Source organism: Pseudomonas sp. G5001 (assembly GCF_013385475.1).
GTDB lineage: Bacteria > Pseudomonadota > Gammaproteobacteria > Pseudomonadales > Pseudomonadaceae > Aquipseudomonas.
The window spans coordinates 399,158-414,891 of record NZ_JACAPZ010000017.1 but is presented as its reverse complement, the minus strand read 5'-3'; the positions used below and the strand labels follow the sequence as shown (position 1 = coordinate 414,891).

The 15,734-nt window shown below is 61.0% G+C and carries 17 protein-coding genes; 7 read left to right on the top strand and 10 right to left on the bottom strand.

Annotated features, from left to right (window positions below; all coding sequences use genetic code 11):
- Positions 1 to 4: 4 nt before the first annotated feature.
- The 3 genes from HX805_RS32250 to HX805_RS17000 form a co-directional block, all read right to left on the bottom strand.
- Entirely contained in the window at positions 5 to 760 is a 756-nt protein-coding gene (locus HX805_RS32250) for a hypothetical protein (RefSeq protein WP_177019929.1), read from the bottom strand.
- The gene (locus HX805_RS17005) at positions 753 to 1,481 is read right to left on the bottom strand and encodes a winged helix-turn-helix domain-containing protein (RefSeq protein ID WP_177044864.1); all 729 of its coding nucleotides are present in this window, start codon (positions 1,479 to 1,481) and stop codon (positions 753 to 755) included. Before HX805_RS17005 ends, HX805_RS32250 begins: the two co-directional genes overlap by 8 nt.
- A 291-nt stretch (positions 1,482 to 1,772) precedes the next feature.
- Complete coding sequence (locus tag HX805_RS17000; protein ID WP_003211383.1) at positions 1,773 to 2,624, bottom strand: helix-turn-helix domain-containing protein; 852 nt, start codon at positions 2,622 to 2,624, stop codon at positions 1,773 to 1,775.
- 109 nt (positions 2,625 to 2,733) lie between these two features.
- Here HX805_RS17000 and HX805_RS16995 point away from each other — a divergent pair, with 109 nt between their 5' ends.
- Complete coding sequence (locus HX805_RS16995; RefSeq protein WP_177081435.1) at positions 2,734 to 3,144, top strand: hypothetical protein; 411 nt, start codon at positions 2,734 to 2,736, stop codon at positions 3,142 to 3,144.
- Here HX805_RS16995 and HX805_RS16990 read toward each other — a convergent pair.
- The gene (locus HX805_RS16990) at positions 3,138 to 4,133 is read right to left on the bottom strand and encodes a LacI family DNA-binding transcriptional regulator (RefSeq protein ID WP_177035424.1); all 996 of its coding nucleotides are present in this window, start codon (positions 4,131 to 4,133) and stop codon (positions 3,138 to 3,140) included. The genes HX805_RS16995 and HX805_RS16990 overlap by 7 nt on opposite strands.
- Positions 4,134 to 4,300: 167 nt before the next feature.
- Here HX805_RS16990 and HX805_RS16985 point away from each other — a divergent pair, with 167 nt between their 5' ends.
- Genes HX805_RS16985 through HX805_RS16975 form a run of 3 tightly spaced genes read left to right on the top strand, consistent with a single transcriptional unit; the run spans position 4,301 to position 7,755 of the window.
- On the top strand, positions 4,301 to 5,431 hold the full coding sequence (locus HX805_RS16985) for a Gfo/Idh/MocA family protein (RefSeq protein WP_177081539.1): 1,131 nt from the start codon (positions 4,301 to 4,303) through the stop codon (positions 5,429 to 5,431).
- 14 nt (positions 5,432 to 5,445) lie between these two features.
- Positions 5,446 to 6,498: a sugar phosphate isomerase/epimerase gene (locus tag HX805_RS16980; protein ID WP_177081540.1), complete on the top strand. Its 1,053-nt coding sequence runs from the start codon at positions 5,446 to 5,448 to the stop codon at positions 6,496 to 6,498.
- 42 nt (positions 6,499 to 6,540) lie between these two features.
- Entirely contained in the window at positions 6,541 to 7,755 is a 1,215-nt protein-coding gene (locus tag HX805_RS16975) for a nucleoside permease (protein WP_177081436.1), read from the top strand.
- A 166-nt stretch (positions 7,756 to 7,921) separates the two neighbouring features.
- Here HX805_RS16975 and HX805_RS16970 read toward each other — a convergent pair whose 3' ends face one another.
- Complete coding sequence (locus tag HX805_RS16970; protein ID WP_134327658.1) at positions 7,922 to 8,380, bottom strand: signal peptidase II; 459 nt, start codon at positions 8,378 to 8,380, stop codon at positions 7,922 to 7,924.
- A 209-nt stretch (positions 8,381 to 8,589) separates the two neighbouring features.
- On the opposite strand from HX805_RS16970, the gene glsB reads away from it, so the two are divergent.
- Positions 8,590 to 9,498 carry a glutaminase B gene (gene glsB, locus HX805_RS16965; protein WP_003211397.1) on the top strand — a complete coding sequence of 303 codons (909 nt, stop codon included), beginning with the start codon at positions 8,590 to 8,592 and terminating at the stop codon, positions 9,496 to 9,498.
- Positions 9,499 to 9,613: 115 nt separating this feature from the next.
- On the opposite strand, the gene HX805_RS16960 is transcribed toward glsB, so the two are convergent.
- Complete coding sequence (locus tag HX805_RS16960) at positions 9,614 to 9,961, bottom strand: DUF6124 family protein (RefSeq protein WP_003211399.1); 348 nt, start codon at positions 9,959 to 9,961, stop codon at positions 9,614 to 9,616.
- 563 nt (positions 9,962 to 10,524) lie between these two features.
- Between HX805_RS16960 and HX805_RS16955 the strand changes: the two genes are divergently transcribed.
- Positions 10,525 to 11,211, top strand: a complete 687-nt coding sequence (locus HX805_RS16955; protein WP_177081437.1) for a M24 family metallopeptidase — start codon at positions 10,525 to 10,527, stop codon at positions 11,209 to 11,211.
- A 62-nt stretch (positions 11,212 to 11,273) separates the two neighbouring features.
- Here the strand turns inward: HX805_RS16955 and HX805_RS16950 are convergent, their stop codons facing one another.
- The 4 genes from HX805_RS16950 to HX805_RS16935 are packed head-to-tail and all read right to left on the bottom strand — an operon-like array spanning position 11,274 to position 14,732.
- Positions 11,274 to 12,539, bottom strand: coding sequence for an FAD-binding oxidoreductase (locus HX805_RS16950; RefSeq protein ID WP_177081438.1), 1,266 nt, complete (start codon positions 12,537 to 12,539; stop codon positions 11,274 to 11,276).
- A complete protein-coding gene (locus tag HX805_RS16945) occupies positions 12,536 to 13,288 on the bottom strand; it encodes an amino acid ABC transporter ATP-binding protein (protein ID WP_087694235.1) in 753 nt (250 codons plus the stop codon). The genes HX805_RS16950 and HX805_RS16945 overlap by 4 nt, the downstream gene beginning before the upstream one ends.
- A complete protein-coding gene (gene ehuD, locus HX805_RS16940) occupies positions 13,285 to 13,953 on the bottom strand; it encodes an ectoine/hydroxyectoine ABC transporter permease subunit EhuD (RefSeq protein ID WP_008435412.1) in 669 nt (222 codons plus the stop codon). Before ehuD ends, HX805_RS16945 begins: the two co-directional genes overlap by 4 nt.
- A complete protein-coding gene (locus HX805_RS16935) occupies positions 13,950 to 14,732 on the bottom strand; it encodes an ABC transporter substrate-binding protein (protein ID WP_177081439.1) in 783 nt (260 codons plus the stop codon). Before HX805_RS16935 ends, ehuD begins: the two co-directional genes overlap by 4 nt.
- A 215-nt stretch (positions 14,733 to 14,947) precedes the next feature.
- On the opposite strand from HX805_RS16935, the gene HX805_RS16930 reads away from it, so the two are divergent.
- Positions 14,948 to 15,727, top strand: coding sequence for an IclR family transcriptional regulator (locus tag HX805_RS16930; protein ID WP_008435411.1), 780 nt, complete (start codon positions 14,948 to 14,950; stop codon positions 15,725 to 15,727).
- The last annotated feature ends 7 nt before the right edge of the window (positions 15,728 to 15,734 follow it).

Here is a 15,734-nt window from a genome sequence, read left to right as displayed (position 1 = left end):
GGGTTCATAAACTATCAGCAGGTGAGAAGTAGGGGCCCTGAAAATAGTCAAAAGGCAAGCGTCTGGCGAGAAGTGCGCTGTCGGCGTGCTCGACGTTGTCGGCGATGAAGGAGACCCGGGTGGTGCTCATCAGCCCCAGCATCTGGTCGTAAAGCCGGTCGAACAGGCCCGAGCGGGTGTTCAGACTGAGCCTGAGGGCCGAGTCTGGAAAAGGCATTTTTATATAGTCATAAAGACTCAAGTCGATCAGCAGGTCGGTGTTTTTTGTATTTAATGTGTAATTGTTATAGGCAAGCTTCAGGTTGCTCTGGTCTTTCAGGCTATACAGTTGACGGATCATGCTCCGGCGTTCCAGCGGGCCCGGAAGGGTGTCCAGTGTATTTTCAACGCTGACAATGAGTTGTTGTCTGTTTTTTTCCAGCGTGTGTGAAGTATCGATAATTTCCTTGAGCAGGTCCTCATTCATCAACAGCGATTGCTCAATTCGGAAAAACTTGTGGAGGCCCGGGCTTTTATCCGCGCGCAAACGTTTACTTGTGCGGGCAAATGAACTCGGCCTGGCATGTTGCAGGGCTTCGCTGTAGGCGTCTTTAAGTTGTTCGGAATAAAACGGGCAGGCGTCATCACGCGGGCTGTCGAGCGCAGGCTCGGCGTGGACGCGGATCTCACTGCCCCACAGCGTGCAACTTCGTTCAAGTATCGCTTGCCGCGAAAAGGTGAAGCAGGCTGACGCCTCACGTAATAGGGTTCCGCTATTCACGGTTCGACCGCTCCCTGACGGGGTGGATATGATTAACCGAAGCCAGCCCTCTGCTTAGTTTGTAGCCGTAACCGCGAATGCTCTGAATTATATTGCTTCCGTAATGTGATTTTATTTTGCCACGTAACCGGCTAATCGATTTTTCGAGGGCCCTTGAATCATAAAATCGGGGATTCAGCCCCATTACCACGGCGATTTCATCATGGCTTAGCAATCGATTATGAATGAGCGCTTCCAGTACTTTCATTTCGACAAAGGACACTTCGAGCTTTTTGCCACCCCCGTAGATGCACATGCGATCCTGATCGAGTAGCAAATCAGTATTACTTAGCCAGTATGTCTCGCTGAGGAACGCTGCAAACAGGGCAAGTTTTTTCTCGGGCGAGCTCTCGACGACCTTTATGCAGTAATCGGCGCCTGCGAGATAATATTTGGTTTTGCTTAGTGTAGTGGCGAAGGTGACAACCAGGAAAATGGTGCTGCCAGGATTTTCCGATCTGGTTTTTTTAATGATGTCCAGCGTTTGGGTGCTGGCAGAGGGGGTGTCGATCTCTATGATGATGGCACGGTAATGTCCATGGCTTTCATAGGGACCGATTAGTTGGCCGTAGGAGCGTGTATCGACTTTTAGATTTTTCGGTACAGTACGAACTATAAGCTCGCTGAAGTCCTCGGATTTCGATGGGGTCCGTGCAATAGCGAGGACGTTGGAAAAATGCATCACGTTGCTCCCTTTTCCGGCATGCGAGGCCGTCAATTCAATCGCTGCAGGCGTTTAGATGTTAATCGAATTGAATACGCCAAAACGTGACAAATTTTAACATTCGGCACTTTATTTGCGGGGGGTAAGGCGGATTTCAGGCGGGTGTTGAGAGCGGGTTTGTGGACCGGAGTACTCATATGCTAGTGCAAATTTTTTAGTGTGCGATAAGTATTTTAGGCGGGTTGATTTTTTTTGGCTGGAATGATTTAAGCCTTCTAGTCCCTTAGCTCTAAAAATGCTTATACGTGACTATTTATAATAATCCAGCAAGGCGATAGCGGGCGTCGTGTGCTGGGGGATGCTCGCGCGGTCGGCCAGGTAGCGCGCCGGCGGTTGGCCGATGGCCTTGCGGAACATGGTGATAAAGCCGCTGGCGTTTTCATAGCCGAGGTCCAGTGCCACCGTCTGCACACTTTCGCCTTTCGCCAGGCGCTGCAGTGACAGGATCACATGCAGTTGCCTGCGCCAGCGGCCGAAACTCAGGCCGATCTCCTCCAGCAACAAGCGCGTCATGCTGCGTTCGCTCATGCCGATGCGTACGGCCCATTCGCCCAGGGTGGCCTTGTCGCTGGGGTTGGCCAGCAAACTGTCGGCCAGGCGCCGCAGCCGAGTGTCCCGGGGCATGGGCAGGTGCAGGGCCTCCACCGGTGCCAGTGCCAGTTCGTCCAGCAGCGTGGCCACCAACCGGCCCTGGGCGCCCTCGGTGTCGTACAGCGGCGGGAAGCTGACGGCCTTGCTGATCAATTCGTGTAACAACGGCGATACCGCCAGGGTGCAGCATTGCCGGGGCAGGGCGCCAGCGGCGTCGGGGTCGACCAACAGACAGTAGATATCCGCTGCCCCCGACCCGCGCGCGGCATGGGAAAGGCCGCCCGGAATCCACAACGCGCACTGGGGGGGCACGATCCAGATACCTTCTTCGATGACGCAATGAATCACCCCGCGCAATGTGTACATCAACTGGCCCTTGCGGTGCTGGTGCGGTGCGTGCTCCCAACTCGCAGAGGTGCTTGAAGCGCTCACTGCAACCACCGCACGGGGAATTGCATCGGCGAGGGCCGGGCGCAAGGGGTCTCGGGTTTCGAGGCGGTGGTTGTACATGGCGGCGCGGCGTCTTGGCTGGAATGCGAAACATTCTGGCCATTCTGTGCAATGGCGTCCAGTGATGGCATGGCTATCATGAGAAACATTCTCGTTAAAGGAGCTTCCCATGCAACTCGACAGTTCAACATTCCCCGTGGTGAAAATCGTGTTTGACGCCCCCAGCGACACTCCCCCGCAAGATACCTTTGGCGCATTCGAGGACTTGTTGCAGCGCGAGGAACCCTTCGTCCTGCTGCACGAGAAAGCCGTGGATGAAAGCACTCACGAGCATTCACACGAAGAACGCAAACAGGCCTCGATCTGGATGAAGAAGCACAAGGTGGCCCTGCGTACTTTCGTCAAAGGCATGATCCAGGTGGAGCCCAGCGCAGCCAAGCGCCTGGCGCTCAAGCCGTTTGCCGTGATGTTCGGCAAGGCGTGGGGCTACCCGTTGCTGGTGGTGGAATCCACGGATCAGGCCTGGGCATTGGCGCGGGATGTGCTGGATACCCAGGTGTCGGATGTGGCGCACTATTGAGTGTGGGGCGCTGCCGTGCTGCCGCGTACTGTGAGTTCGAACGGCACTACAACCTGACGCTCCGGCAGCGGCGTTTTCTCGATCAGTGCGATGAGCATCTCGACGGCCTTGCGGCCGAAGATTTCGGCAGGCTGGGCAATGGTGGTCAGCGGCGGGTCGCAGTAGGCCGCGAAGGGGATGTCATCAAAGCCCACCAGGGAAATATCCTGGGGCACGCGCAGGCCCTGTTGCTTGATGCGCTTCAAGGCGCCGATGGCCATTTCGTCGTTCTCGCAGAACAGCGCAGTGGGCCGCTCGGGCAGGGCGAGCATGTTGCCTGCGCCCTCGAAACCGGCGTGCAGGGTGAAGTCGCCGTGGCAGATAAGCGCCGGGTCGCGGGGGATGCCCGCCGCGAGCAAGGCATCTTCATAACCGGCCACGCGGTCACGGGTCAGTGGGCTGCTTTTCGGGCCTTTGATCAAGCCGATGCGGCGGTGGCCGAGGTCGATCAAGTGCTGGGTCATGGCCCGGGCGGCGCCACGGTTGTCGAGGCTGATGGTGGGGTGGCGACCGTCCTGGATCACCTCGCAGGCGTTCACCAGTGGCGGTGAGTCGCTGCAGTCGCTGAACGGGTCCGAGGCCCGCAACTGAATCACACCATCGGCCTGATGGGCGTGGACCAGTTCGGCGAACTGTTTTTCGATTTCTGCCTGGCCCCGAGTGTCGCACAACAGCAACCGATAACCCGATGCCTGCGCCGCTTGCTGTGCACCGCTGATGACCCGGGCGAAAAACGTGTTGGCAATCGCCGGCACCAGGATCACCAGGTTGCCGGTGCGCCGCGAACGGAATTGCACCGCCATGCGGTTCGGCCGGTAGCCGGTCTGTTCCACGGCGGCGTTGACCTTGTCGCGGGTCTCGGGCAACACGCGTTCAGGGCTGGCCAGGGTCCTGGACACGGTGGCCACCGAGACCCCGGCCAGGCGGGCGACTTCACGAATATTGGACAAGACCACCTCGTTATCAGAACAGCAGCCTGCAAGTTTACCGCAGTCGGGGTTTGACACCGCGAGCAACCAGGCCTAAATTTCCGGCACGATGTAACCGGTTACATCATGATCGGTAATTGCCCATAAAGAGAAGACTTGCGATGACGGTTGCTGTGCAAAAAATAAGAATGGGCTTTGTTGGCGGCGGCGAAGGCGCCTTCATCGGCCAGGCTCACCGCCAGGCGGCGGGGCTGGATGGGTGTTATGAACTGGTGTGCGGTGCCTTCAGCCGTGAGCCCGAGAACAACCGGAGCACCGGCAATGCGCTGGGCCTGCCCGCGTCCCGCTGTTACAGCGAATGGCAGCAGATGCTCGCCGCCGAACAGGCACTCCCGGCCGAGCAGCGCATGCAGCTGCTGGTGATCGTCACCCCCAATCATCTGCATGCACCGATTGCGACCCAGGCGCTGCAGGCGGGCTTCCACGTGTTCAGCGAGAAGCCGGCCGCGCTCAATCTTGCTGAAGTGCAGGCGCTGGCAGACGTTGTCAAAAACAGTTCCGGGCTTTATGGGCTGGCACACACCTACCTGGGTTACCCGATGGTGTGGCAGGCCCGCGACATGGTGCGCAATGGCGTGATCGGCGCGTTGCGCAAAGTGATCGTCGAGTACCCACAAGGCTGGCTCAGCCAGGACGTGGCCGGGCAGGGCAACAAACAGGCGGACTGGCGCAGCCGGCCCGAGCTGTCGGGACTGGGCGGCTGCATCGGCGACATCGGCACCCACGCCTTTTCCCTGGCCGAGTTCATCGCCGACCAACCGATCGAACAGCTTTGCGCGAACCTGGGCATCCATGTACCCGGCCGGCAACTGGATGACGATGCCGCCATGCTGTTCAAGATGGCCTCCGGCGCCAGCGGCGTGCTGATCGCCAGCCAAGTGTGTGCCGGTGAAGAGAACCCGCTGAAGATCCGCCTCTATGGCGACAAGGGCGGCCTGGAATGGCGCCAGGAAGAACCCGCCAGTCTGATCCATCGTTCCCTCGACCAACCGCTGCGCATTCTGCGTTCCGGCGTCGGCCAGCCCTGGCTGTGCGACGCGGCATTGCAGCGCATGCGCCTGCCCGCCGGGCATCCCGAGGGTTACCTGGAAGCCATGGCCAACCTCTACCGCGACTTCGCCAAGGCCATTCGCCAGGGCACCGAGGCCGTTGGCGTACCCGGCATCGAAGTCGGCGTGCGCGGCATGGCCTTTATCGAAGCGGTGATCGCCAACCATCGCGGCGACGCGAAGTGGACCACCCTGGCGAACCACCCATGAAGGAGACTACAGACATGCGCGGCCCAGGCATTTTTCTCGCCCAGTTCATCTCGGACGAAGCGCCTTTCGACACCCTGGCCAACATCGCCCAATGGGCGGCGTCCCAGGGCTACAAGGCGATCCAGTTGCCCACACTCGGCACCCGCTACATTGACCTGGCCCGCGCTGCAGAAAGCCAGGCCTACTGCGATGAACTCAAGGCGACCTGCGCCCATGCCGGCGTCGAAATCAGCGAGCTATCGACCCACCTGCAGGGCCAACTTGTGGCCGTGCACCCGGCATTCGACACGCTGTTCGACGACTTCGCCCCGGCCCATCTGCGCGGCCAGCCCCAGGCACGGACCGAGTGGGCCATCGACCAATTGAAACTCGCCGCCCGCGCCAGCCAGCGCCTTGGCTTGACGGCCCACGCGACCTTCTCCGGCGCGCTGCTCTGGCCGTACATCTACCCCTGGCCACAACGCCCCAGCGGCCTGGTGGAGCAAGGCTTTGCCGAGTTGGCCAAGCGCTGGCTGCCGATTCTCGATTGCTTCGAGGCGGCCGGCGTCGACCTGTGCTACGAAATCCACCCCGGCGAAGACCTTCACGACGGCGCCTCTTTCGAGCGCTTCCTCGAAGCCGTCGACCACCATCCCCGGGCCAACATTCTCTACGACCCCAGCCACCTGCTGCTGCAGCAAATGGATTACCTGGGCTTCATCGACCGCTACCACGCGCGCATCCGCATGTTCCACGTCAAGGACGCCGAGTTTCGCCCCGACGCGCGCTCCGGCGTGTATGGCGGCTACCAAGGATGGGTCGACCGCCCTGGCCGTTTTCGCTCATTGGGCGATGGCCAGATCGACTTCAAATCGATCTTCAGCAAGCTCACCCAGTACGACTTCCACGGCTGGGCCGTGCTGGAGTGGGAGTGTTGCCTGAAGGACGCGCAACAAGGCGCGGCAGAAGGGGCGGAGTACATCCGCCAGCACATGATCCGCAAGACCAGCAAGGCATTCGATGACTTCGCCGGCGTGACATCCGACGAGCAATCCAACCGACGGCTGCTGGGCCTTCCCGACGCCTGAACAGCGCCTCTGCCCCAAAATAACAATAAAACGGTGACCACAATGAAAGCGCGACTGAGCGTCATGATGTTCCTGCAATTCTTCATCTGGGGCGGCTGGTTCGTCACCCTCGGCACCTTCCTCGCCAGCAACCTGGGGGCCAGCGGCGGGCAGATCGGCATGGCGTTTTCCACCCAGTCGTGGGGGGCGATCATCGCCCCGTTTATCATCGGCCTGATCGCCGACCGCTACTTCAACGCCGAGCGCATCCTGGCGGTGCTGCACCTGATCGGCGCGGTGCTGCTGTACCAGCTGTACCGCGCGCCGGACTTCGTCGGCTTTTATCCCTACGTGCTGGCATACATGGTCATCTACATGCCGACCCTGGCACTGGTGAACTCGGTGGCCTTCCGGCAAATGAGCGACCCGGCCCAGGAGTTTTCGCGCATCCGTGTGTGGGGCACCCTGGGCTGGATTGTTGCGGGGCTGGTGATCAGCTTTGTGTTCGCCTGGGATTCGCAGCAGTCGATCACCACGGGCGCGTTGCGCAACACCTTCCTGATGTCTGCCATCGCGTCAGTGGTGCTGGGTTTCTACAGCTTCACCTTGCCGCGTACCGCGCCCTTGAAAGCCGAGGCGGGCAAGGGTGATATCAAGCAACTGCTCGGGCTGGATGCGCTGGGGTTGCTCAAGGATCGCAGCTACCTGGTGTTCTTCATCGCCTCGATCCTGATCTGCATTCCCCTGGCGTTCTACTACCAGAACGCCAACCCGTTTCTCGCGGAAATCGGCGTGACCAACCCCACGGCAAAAATGGCCATTGGGCAAGTGTCCGAGGTGCTGTTCATGCTGCTATTGCCGCTGTTCATCCAGCGTTTTGGCATCAAGGTCGCGCTGTTGGTGGGCATGCTGGCGTGGGCGCTGCGCTATGCGCTGTTCGCCTACGGCAATAATGGCGAGCTGGCCTTCATGATGTTTACCGGGATTGCGCTGCATGGCATCTGCTATGACTTCTTCTTTGTCTCGGGGCAGATCTACACCGACGCCAAGGCCCCGGAGCGCTTCAGGAGTTCGGCGCAGGGGCTGATTACCCTGGCTACGTACGGTGTGGGCATGTTGATTGGGTTCTGGGTGGCAGGGCAGGTGACCGACCACTATGTGGCGGCGGGTGGCAGCCATGACTGGCGCAGCATCTGGTTGTTTCCGGCGGGGTTTGCGCTGGTGATCTTTTTTTGTTTTTCGCTGGCGTTCAAGGGGCGGGAGCGGGTGGCGGGCTGACTGAGTACGATGTCAAGGCCAGCCAAAATCAAAGGTGGGAGCTGGCTTGCCTGCGATAGCATCGCCTCGGTGCAACTGATACATCGAGGTGTCTGCATCGCAGGCAAGCCAGCTCCCACACTGATTCTCTTTGCCTGTTTGAGCGTGTTGTTGGCTGGTGTGGAACTCAGGCTTTACCGGGGCTCTTGAACAGATCAAGCATCAGCAACAACGCACCCAGAGTGATCGCGATATCGGCGAGATTGAACACACCCGTATGCAGCGGGCCGACATTCACCACCAGATAATCGACGACATGGCCGTCGCGAAAGACCCGGTCAATCAGGTTCCCGGCGCCGCCCAGGGCAATCAGGAAAAGTGGTGCGGCCTTGCGCAGGGAGTGGTTCCAGTTCGTCCAGGCCCAATAACCCGCCCAGCACACCACCGCGGCCACGCCGACGATAAAGATCAGTTGCTTGACCTGGGTTGGCAGGCTAGCGCCCAAGCTGAGGAACGCACCCGGGTTCAAGCTCAGCTCCAAGGCCATGTTGACCGGGCTTGAACCGAACCGGAACGTTGTGGCTTGAAGCGAAAACAGCGCCAGCAGTTTGATCAACTGGTCCACGGCGATAAACGCAATGCCCATCAGCACCGCAAAGCTTCGTCCTCTCAAGGCGTCCTGCTTCTTCAACGTTTCACTCCTTCATGTTTTTCGCCTGAGCCGGCGGCGGCCCGAAGATATAGCACGGCCTGCGCAGCGTCCATCTTTGCACCGGCAGCCTGCCTGGTTCCGGCGTTTCAGGTATCCTCCGCGCCCCGCTCAACAACTATTCCCATACCATGCCAGAACAAAACATGCAGGCCCTGTTGGAGTCGATCCTCGACGAAGTCCGTCCACTGATCGGCCTCGGCAAGGTCGCCGACTACATCCCCGCGCTCGCCGACGTGCCGGCCCAGCAACTGGGCATTGCCGTGTATGGCAATGACGGCTCGTCCTACTGCGCGGGTGATGCTCACACCTTGTTCTCCGTACAGAGCATCTCCAAGGTATTCAGCCTGGTGCAGGCCATCGACCATGGCGGCGAAAGCATCTGGGAACGCCTGGGCCACGAACCGTCGGGGCAGCCGTTCAACTCCATGGTGCAGCTGGAGTTCGAGCGTGGGCGGCCACGCAACCCGTTTATCAACGCCGGTGCGCTGGTGATCTGCGACATCAACCAATCGCGCTTTGCCGTGCCGATTTTGTCCATGCGTGATTTTGTGCGGCGGCTGTCGGGCAACCCGCAGATACTGGTCAACAGCGTGGTGGCCGAATCCGAAGCCCAGCACGGTGCGCGTAATGCGGCCATGGCGTACCTGATGAAGTCCTTCGGCAACTTCCACAATGACGTGGATGCAGTGCTGCACAGCTACTTCAACTATTGCGCATTGCAGATGAGCTGCCTGGACCTGGCCAAGGCATTTTGCTTCCTGGCGAATGAGGGGGTGTGCACCCACAGCGGCGAGCAGATTCTGACGGCGCGCCAGACCAAGCAAGTGAACTCGATCATGGCCACCAGCGGGCTGTACGACGAGGCGGGGAATTTTGCGTATCGCGTCGGGTTGCCGGGAAAGAGCGGGGTAGGCGGCGGGATTCTCGCGGTGGTGCCGGGGCAGTTTACGGTGTGCGTGTGGTCGCCGGAGTTGAATGCGGCAGGGAATTCGCTGGCGGGGATGAAGGCGTTGGAGTTGTTGAGCGAGCGTATCGGATGGTCGGTTTTTTGAAGAGACTTGATCGCTCCCACGCTCTGCGTGGGAGCGCTGCCCTGGACGCTCTGCGTCTGCCTTTGTGACGCGGAGCGTCACCGTAGGCATTCCCACGCGGAGCGTGGGAACGAGCTCAGCGCGGGCTGGTTTGCGCGCATCGATCCAGCGCTTTGTCGACCAGCATCTGCACACCTTCCAGCATCCGGCAAATGCCCAGCGCCACGTTGCGCTGGGTACCATCGACTTCGAAGGCCAGGTGAGCGGCGATGACATTGATCGACGCCAGGTCTTGCGAGGCATTGGCCAGCAAGGTTTCCGTGTCCAGGTCCGTACGCACGGTAAATAATCCATCGAACGGTAGCTCGGTGGGTTCAGGCGGTTGGGGTTGGGCGTCAGGTTTCAGATAGTGGTGAATGGCGCGGTAAGCGGCTTCTTGAAGCCGGTCGGTGTGCGGTGGGGGATTGGGGCTGTCTTTAATCATGGTGAAGCTCCGTCGATAAGTGGAGCCACCACCGTTCGCGGTCAAACGAGGAGGGTGGCAGCTGTACGCGGGTTGACCGACCGGTTATCAACGAACCCGGCATACCCGAAGGTATCCCGCGCACAGCCGCCGCGACACGATACCTCAGGCATAAAAAAAACGCCTGGAATAGGTGTGGGCGTTGCAGTCGTCGATTGGTCGGACGGTCAAATCCGGTCGCTGAATTGGCAGCGACTGCGGGAGGTTAGTCAGCCCGGGTCCGACCGACAACCTGAAACAGTTGTCGGAAAAATCCGAGCATGTCTCCCTCAGTCAGAGACGGTCCATGTTGCACAATCGTGTGGTCCAGGCCACCGCCAAGTCGGTGCTCCGGCTATTGATCGCTCCCACGCTCTGCGTGGGAGCGCAGCCCTGGACGCTCTGCGTCTGCCTTTGTGACGCGGAGCGTCACCGTAGGCATTCCCACGCGGAGCGTGGGAACGAGCTTAAAATCCGAGTGCGTCTCCCTGTCGAGGAGAGTGCTGCTACCATCGACGCAATCCCTCATCAGTCAGAGACAATCCATGTTGCCTAATCGCGTGGTCCAGGCCGCCGCCAAGTCGGTGCTGCAGCAGCTCGTTACGCGGATCACGCCACAGTCCACCGAAGCCTCCATCGCCGAAATGGCGACGCAGATGCTCGCGGATTCCGGCTATCCGCAGACCTGGTATTACGACTGCCCGGCCTTCGTATTGCTGGGTTCGCGCAGTGCGCTTTCGGTGTCGGGACGCGACTATCGGCCCAGTGATGAAGCCGTTGGTTTACACAATCTGATCACGGTGGATTTGAGCCCGAGAGCAGGCAATGTGTGGGGCGACTGTGCCCGCTCTTTCTATGTGGAGGAGGGCGTGTGCCGGGCGGTGCCGGTGGGGGCCGAGTTCAGCAGGGGTTATGAAGTCGAGCACCTGCTACACGCGATGATGCGCACATTCGCCCGGCCTGAAACCACGTTCAACGATCTCCACGCGTTCGCCAATGACCTGATCGCATCCGAGGGTTTCGAGAACCTCGATTTCGCCGGCAACGTCGGCCACAGCATCTGCGAGCAGCGTGACCAAAGGCTCTACATCGAGGCGGGCAATCATCGGCGCCTGGAGGAGGTGACGTGCTTTACCTTCGAGCCGCATGCTCGCGTGCGAGGCGGTCGCTGGGGCTACAAGCATGAAAATATCTATTTCTTCAGTGATGAGGGAAAGGTCTGCGAGCTTTGACGAAGGCGCCGGTCTCCTGAGGACACGCGGCGCCTTCGGTTTTTTCGCGAGCAAGCTCGCTCCTACAGGGAGAGGCGATCCAGCAGGCTGTACCACGCCACGCCCGCGCCGATGTAGAAGCGTTGCAAGCCATGCAGTGGCAACCGCTGCAAAGGCGTTACCGGGTAAGCGAAGTCGGAGCGGCTGTCACACAGGCGTCCGGCCAATTGCTGGCCGAGGCTGGTGCACAAGGCAATCCCGCGTCCGTTACAGCCCAATGCCAGGGTCAGGCCGGGTGCGGGTTCGTGGACGTGGGGCATAAAGTCCCGGGTGATCGCGATCCGGCCCGCCCAGCGGTACTCGAAGTCCAGCTTGCCCAGCTGCGGAAACAACAGTGCCAGCGAACGTTCCAGGTGCGCAAAATCCGTGGGCCCGGTGGGATCTTCGAACAACCCGCGCCCGCCCATCAGCAGGCGGCCATGGGCATCCTTGCGAAAGTAAAGCAACAGGCGCTGTGCGGTTGAGACGGTTTCCTGCCCCGGCAAAATGCTCTCGGCCCCAGGCCCGCTCAAGGGCCGGGTGGCGACGATAAAACTGTTGGCCGCGAGCACACTCTGGGCCATGCCGGGCCACAAGTCGCCGCTGTAGCCGTTGGTGGCCAGTACCACCTGGCCGGCCGACACCTGCGCGCCGCTCGCGGTCTGCAACTTCCAGCCCGCGCCCGCCTGTTGCATCGCGGTCACTGCGCTCTGCCCATGAATGCGCACGCCCGCCGCCTGGGCTGCACGCACCAGGCCCCGAGCATAGGCCAAGGGTTGGATGGCGCCCGCGCGACCGTCCAGCCAGCCACCGGCAAACGCCTGGCTGCCCATGCGGGCGGACACCGCGCCGGCATCCAGGCGCTGCACCGGCACCCCGCGACGCGCCCACTGTTCGGCCCGGGCGTGCAGGCCCGCCACGCCTTTTTCGGAATAGGAAACCTGCATCCAGCCCTTGCGTGTGGGCGCACAGTCAATGCCATGGCGCTCGATCAGGTTGAACACCAGGTCTGCCGAGTTGGACACGGTGTTGATCAGTGGCTCGGCGCGCTCGGCACCGTACATCTGCACCAGTTGATCCGGGTCGTATTTGAGTGTCGGGTTGACCTGCCCGCCATTGCGCCCGGACGCGCCCCAGCCGGGCTCGTTGGCCTCCAGCACGCACACGCTCACGCCGCGCTCCGCCAGGTGCAGCGCCGTGGACAAGCCGGTATACCCGGCGCCGACGATGGCCACGTCCACCTTCAATGACTCAGCCAACGCGGGTGTTTGCGGTGCAGCGGGCGCCGTCGCGGCCCAGAGTGACTTCATGGCAGGCTCCGGGTGTTGGCCGTCGGGTGCAGCACGCGGCGCAGGAAGTCCTGGGTGCGCGGTTGTTGCGGGTTGCCCAGCACCTGCTCGGCCGGCCCGCTCTCCACGATGTAGCCGCCGTGCAGGAAGCACACGCGGTCGGCCACTTCCCGGGCAAAGCCCATTTCGTGGGTCACCACGATCATGGTCATGCCTTCGTCGGCGAGGGTGCGCATGACCTCCAGCACATCGCCCACCAGTTCCGGGTCGAGGGCCGAAGTGGGTTCGTCGAAAAGCATGGCGTCGGGTTTCATCGCCAGTGCGCGGGCGATGGCCACTCGCTGTTGCTGGCCGCCGGAGAGTTGTTCCGGGTAGGCATCGGCCTTGGCCGACAGGCCTACTTTATCCAGCAGCGCCAGGGCTTCCTCCCGGGCCTGTTGCAGCGGTTCTCCCTTGACGTACACCGGGCCTTCCATCACGTTTTCCAGCACGGTGCGATGGGGGAACAGGTTGAAGCGCTGGAACACCATGCCCATGCGGCTGCGCAGGGCGTGTACGGTCTTGCTGCCACGTTGCACGGTTTCGCCGAACACGTTGATGGTGCCGCCGTCGTAGGCTTCCAGGGCGTTGATGCAGCGCAGCAGGGTGGATTTGCCCGAGCCGGACGGGCCGATCAGGCACACCACTTCGCCCTTGGCCACGTCCAGGTCGACGCCGTGCAGCACGCGATGGGTGCCGTAGTGTTTTTGCAGTTGGCGAATCTCGATCATGCTTTTTTCCTCCGGCCCAGGTGCTGTTCCATGCGGCGCAGGCCATACACCAGCGGCAGGCTCATCAGCAGGTAGAGCAGGGCGACCAGGGTGTAGACGGTCATGTTCTGGAAGGTGGACGAGGCGATCAGTTGGCCCTGGCGCGTCATCTCGGCCACGGTGATGGTCGACACCAGCGATGAGTCCTTGAGCATCATCACCAGGGTGTTGCCGTAAGGCGGCAAGGCGATGCGAAACGCCTGGGGCAGGATAACCCGGCGCATCATCAGCACCGAGCGCATGCCCAGGGCTTCGGCGGCTTCACGCTGGCCCTGTTCGACGGCGATGATGCCGGTACGGAAGTTCTCCGCCTGGTACGCCGAGTAGGCGATGCCCATGCCGATCACACCCGCCTGGAATGCACTGAGGTGCACGCCCATGTCCGGCAACACGAAGTAGATGTAGAACAGCTGCACGATGATCGGCAGGCCGCGAATCACATTGATCACGGTGCTCGCCGCCCACGACAGCGCCTTGATCGGCGACAGCTTGAGCAGCGCCAGCACCAGGCCGATCGCGCTGCTGAGCAGGAACGACAGCACGGTGATCTGGATCGTCACCCAGGCGCCTTGCAGCAGGATCGGCAGGAAGTCCTGGGCGTTTTGCAGGAATTCAGCCGGGTTCATGGCTGCACCCGGGCATCAAGCCCCCACTTCTTCAGGATCGCGTCCAGGGTGCCATCGGCCTTGATGCTGGCGATGGCCTGGTTCAGGCGTGCGATGGTTTCACTGTCGCCTTTGCGCACCACCAGGCACACCTCGCCGACGTTGACCGGCTTGTAGTCGGCGGCGAGCTTCACGCCCTTGAACAGCTTCTGGCGGATCTGGTACGCCACCACCGGCTGGTCACCCACGGCGGCCTTGATGCGGCCCAGGCTCAGGTCGCGGACCATTTCGCCGATGGAGTCGTAGGTGCGGATTTCCTTGAAGATCCCCAGCTTGTTGAGCATGTCGTAGAAGATCGTGCCGGCTTGTACACCCACTACCTGGTCCTTCAAGGAACTGAGGTCGGTATAGGTCGCGTTGTCGTCGGCACTCACGATCAGGCCTTCACCGTAGGCGTACACCGGCGCGCTGAAGTCCACCACCTGGGCACGCTCCGGGGTCTTGAGCATGCCGGCGGCGATGAAGTCGAGCTTGCCCGAGGTGAGGGACGGGATCAGCGCGGCAAAGTTGGTCTGCTCGATTTCGCTGGTGAAACCACCGGCCTTGCCCACTGCGTTGGCGACGTCGACCATCACGCCCTGGATGCTGTTGCTCTTGATGTCGAGGAAGGTGAACGGCGAACCGCTGGCCGTTGCACCGACTTTGTACGAGGCTGCACCGGCGGCGTGCACGGTGGCCACGCAAAAGGTGGCGCAAAGACCGAAGGCGAGGCGGCGAAACAAGGGCGAAAGACTGTTCATCGGGTTACTCCAGAAGGAAAACGGATCGTCAGTACCGCGAGCGGTTACCGAGCAAACCGCAAGCTCTGTGCCATTTCGATTAAACAAAATCGTTTTACGCTATGAAAATTGAAGAAAATGAACCATTCGTATCGGTATGCGATTTTTAGTGGTCGAATTTCGCGATTTCGTGTAGAAATATCGCCACGCTTGATCGACCTGACCGCGAGTTCGCCATGTCCGAAGAACGCAACAGCTTGCACAACCAATCCCTGGAAAAGGGCCTGTCGGTGCTCAAGGCATTCAGCGCCCAGCGCCGCAGCATGAGCCTTGCAGAGGTGGCCGAAGCCGCCGGCATGACCAAAAGCTCGGCCCAGCGCATGGTGTTTACCCTCGAGAGCCTGGGTTACCTTCGGAAACACTCGCGCACCCGTCATTACCAACTCACACCACGGGTGCTGGAGTTGGGCTTCAGTTATCTGGATGCGCATTCGCTGATTGAAGTGGCCAACCCGTTCCTCTCGGAATTGACCCGCCTGACGGGAGAAACCTCGTGCCTGACCGAGCCTGCCGGTTACGACATGACGTATATCGCGCGGTTTGTCAGCTCGGGCTTCGTGCCGGTACACATGCCGATTGGCTCGCGGGTGCCGATGTATTGCACGGCGTCGGGGCGCGCGTATCTGAGTGCGTTGCCGCAGGATGAGGCGCTGGCATTGATCGAGCACAGCCAGCGGGTGGCGCACACCAGCCAGACGTTGACTGAGGTCGACAGGATCATGGAGTCGTTGCAGCAGGTGCGCGAGCAGGGCTATGCGGTGAATGGCCAGGAACTGTTCCTGGGGGACATGACCATCGGCGCGCCGGTGCTGGGGGCGAACGGTCGGCCGGTGGCGGCGGTGCATGTGGTGGCGCCGACCAGTCGCTGGAGCCGGGCGGATGCAGAGAAGCAGTTGGCGCCGGCGTTGTTGCAGTGCTCAAGGGCGTTGAGCAATTCGGCGCGTAACCTGGAGTAACCCGCTC

What these genes read in the sequence shown, in the direction of transcription:
- HX805_RS17005 (WP_177044864.1), bottom strand. Translation starts at nt 1,481, where the DNA reads ATGCATTTTTCCAACGTCCTCGCTATTGCACGGACCCCATCGAAATCC.
- HX805_RS17000 (WP_003211383.1), bottom strand. Translation starts at nt 2,624, where the DNA reads ATGTACAACCACCGCCTCGAAACCCGAGACCCCTTGCGCCCGGCCCTC.
- HX805_RS16995 (WP_177081435.1), top strand. Translation starts at nt 2,734, where the DNA reads ATGCAACTCGACAGTTCAACATTCCCCGTGGTGAAAATCGTGTTTGAC.
- HX805_RS16985 (WP_177081539.1), top strand. Translation starts at nt 4,301, where the DNA reads ATGGGCTTTGTTGGCGGCGGCGAAGGCGCCTTCATCGGCCAGGCTCAC.
- HX805_RS16980 (WP_177081540.1), top strand. Translation starts at nt 5,446, where the DNA reads ATGCGCGGCCCAGGCATTTTTCTCGCCCAGTTCATCTCGGACGAAGCG.
- HX805_RS16975 (WP_177081436.1), top strand. Translation starts at nt 6,541, where the DNA reads ATGAAAGCGCGACTGAGCGTCATGATGTTCCTGCAATTCTTCATCTGG.
- HX805_RS16970 (WP_134327658.1), bottom strand. Translation starts at nt 8,380, where the DNA reads ATGGGCATTGCGTTTATCGCCGTGGACCAGTTGATCAAACTGCTGGCG.
- glsB (WP_003211397.1), top strand. Translation starts at nt 8,590, where the DNA reads ATGCAGGCCCTGTTGGAGTCGATCCTCGACGAAGTCCGTCCACTGATC.
- HX805_RS16960 (WP_003211399.1), bottom strand. Translation starts at nt 9,961, where the DNA reads ATGATTAAAGACAGCCCCAATCCCCCACCGCACACCGACCGGCTTCAA.
- HX805_RS16955 (WP_177081437.1), top strand. Translation starts at nt 10,525, where the DNA reads ATGTTGCCTAATCGCGTGGTCCAGGCCGCCGCCAAGTCGGTGCTGCAG.
- HX805_RS16950 (WP_177081438.1), bottom strand. Translation starts at nt 12,539, where the DNA reads ATGAAGTCACTCTGGGCCGCGACGGCGCCCGCTGCACCGCAAACACCC.
- HX805_RS16945 (WP_087694235.1), bottom strand. Translation starts at nt 13,288, where the DNA reads ATGATCGAGATTCGCCAACTGCAAAAACACTACGGCACCCATCGCGTG.
- ehuD (WP_008435412.1), bottom strand. Translation starts at nt 13,953, where the DNA reads ATGAACCCGGCTGAATTCCTGCAAAACGCCCAGGACTTCCTGCCGATC.
- HX805_RS16935 (WP_177081439.1), bottom strand. Translation starts at nt 14,732, where the DNA reads ATGAACAGTCTTTCGCCCTTGTTTCGCCGCCTCGCCTTCGGTCTTTGC.
- HX805_RS16930 (WP_008435411.1), top strand. Translation starts at nt 14,948, where the DNA reads ATGTCCGAAGAACGCAACAGCTTGCACAACCAATCCCTGGAAAAGGGC.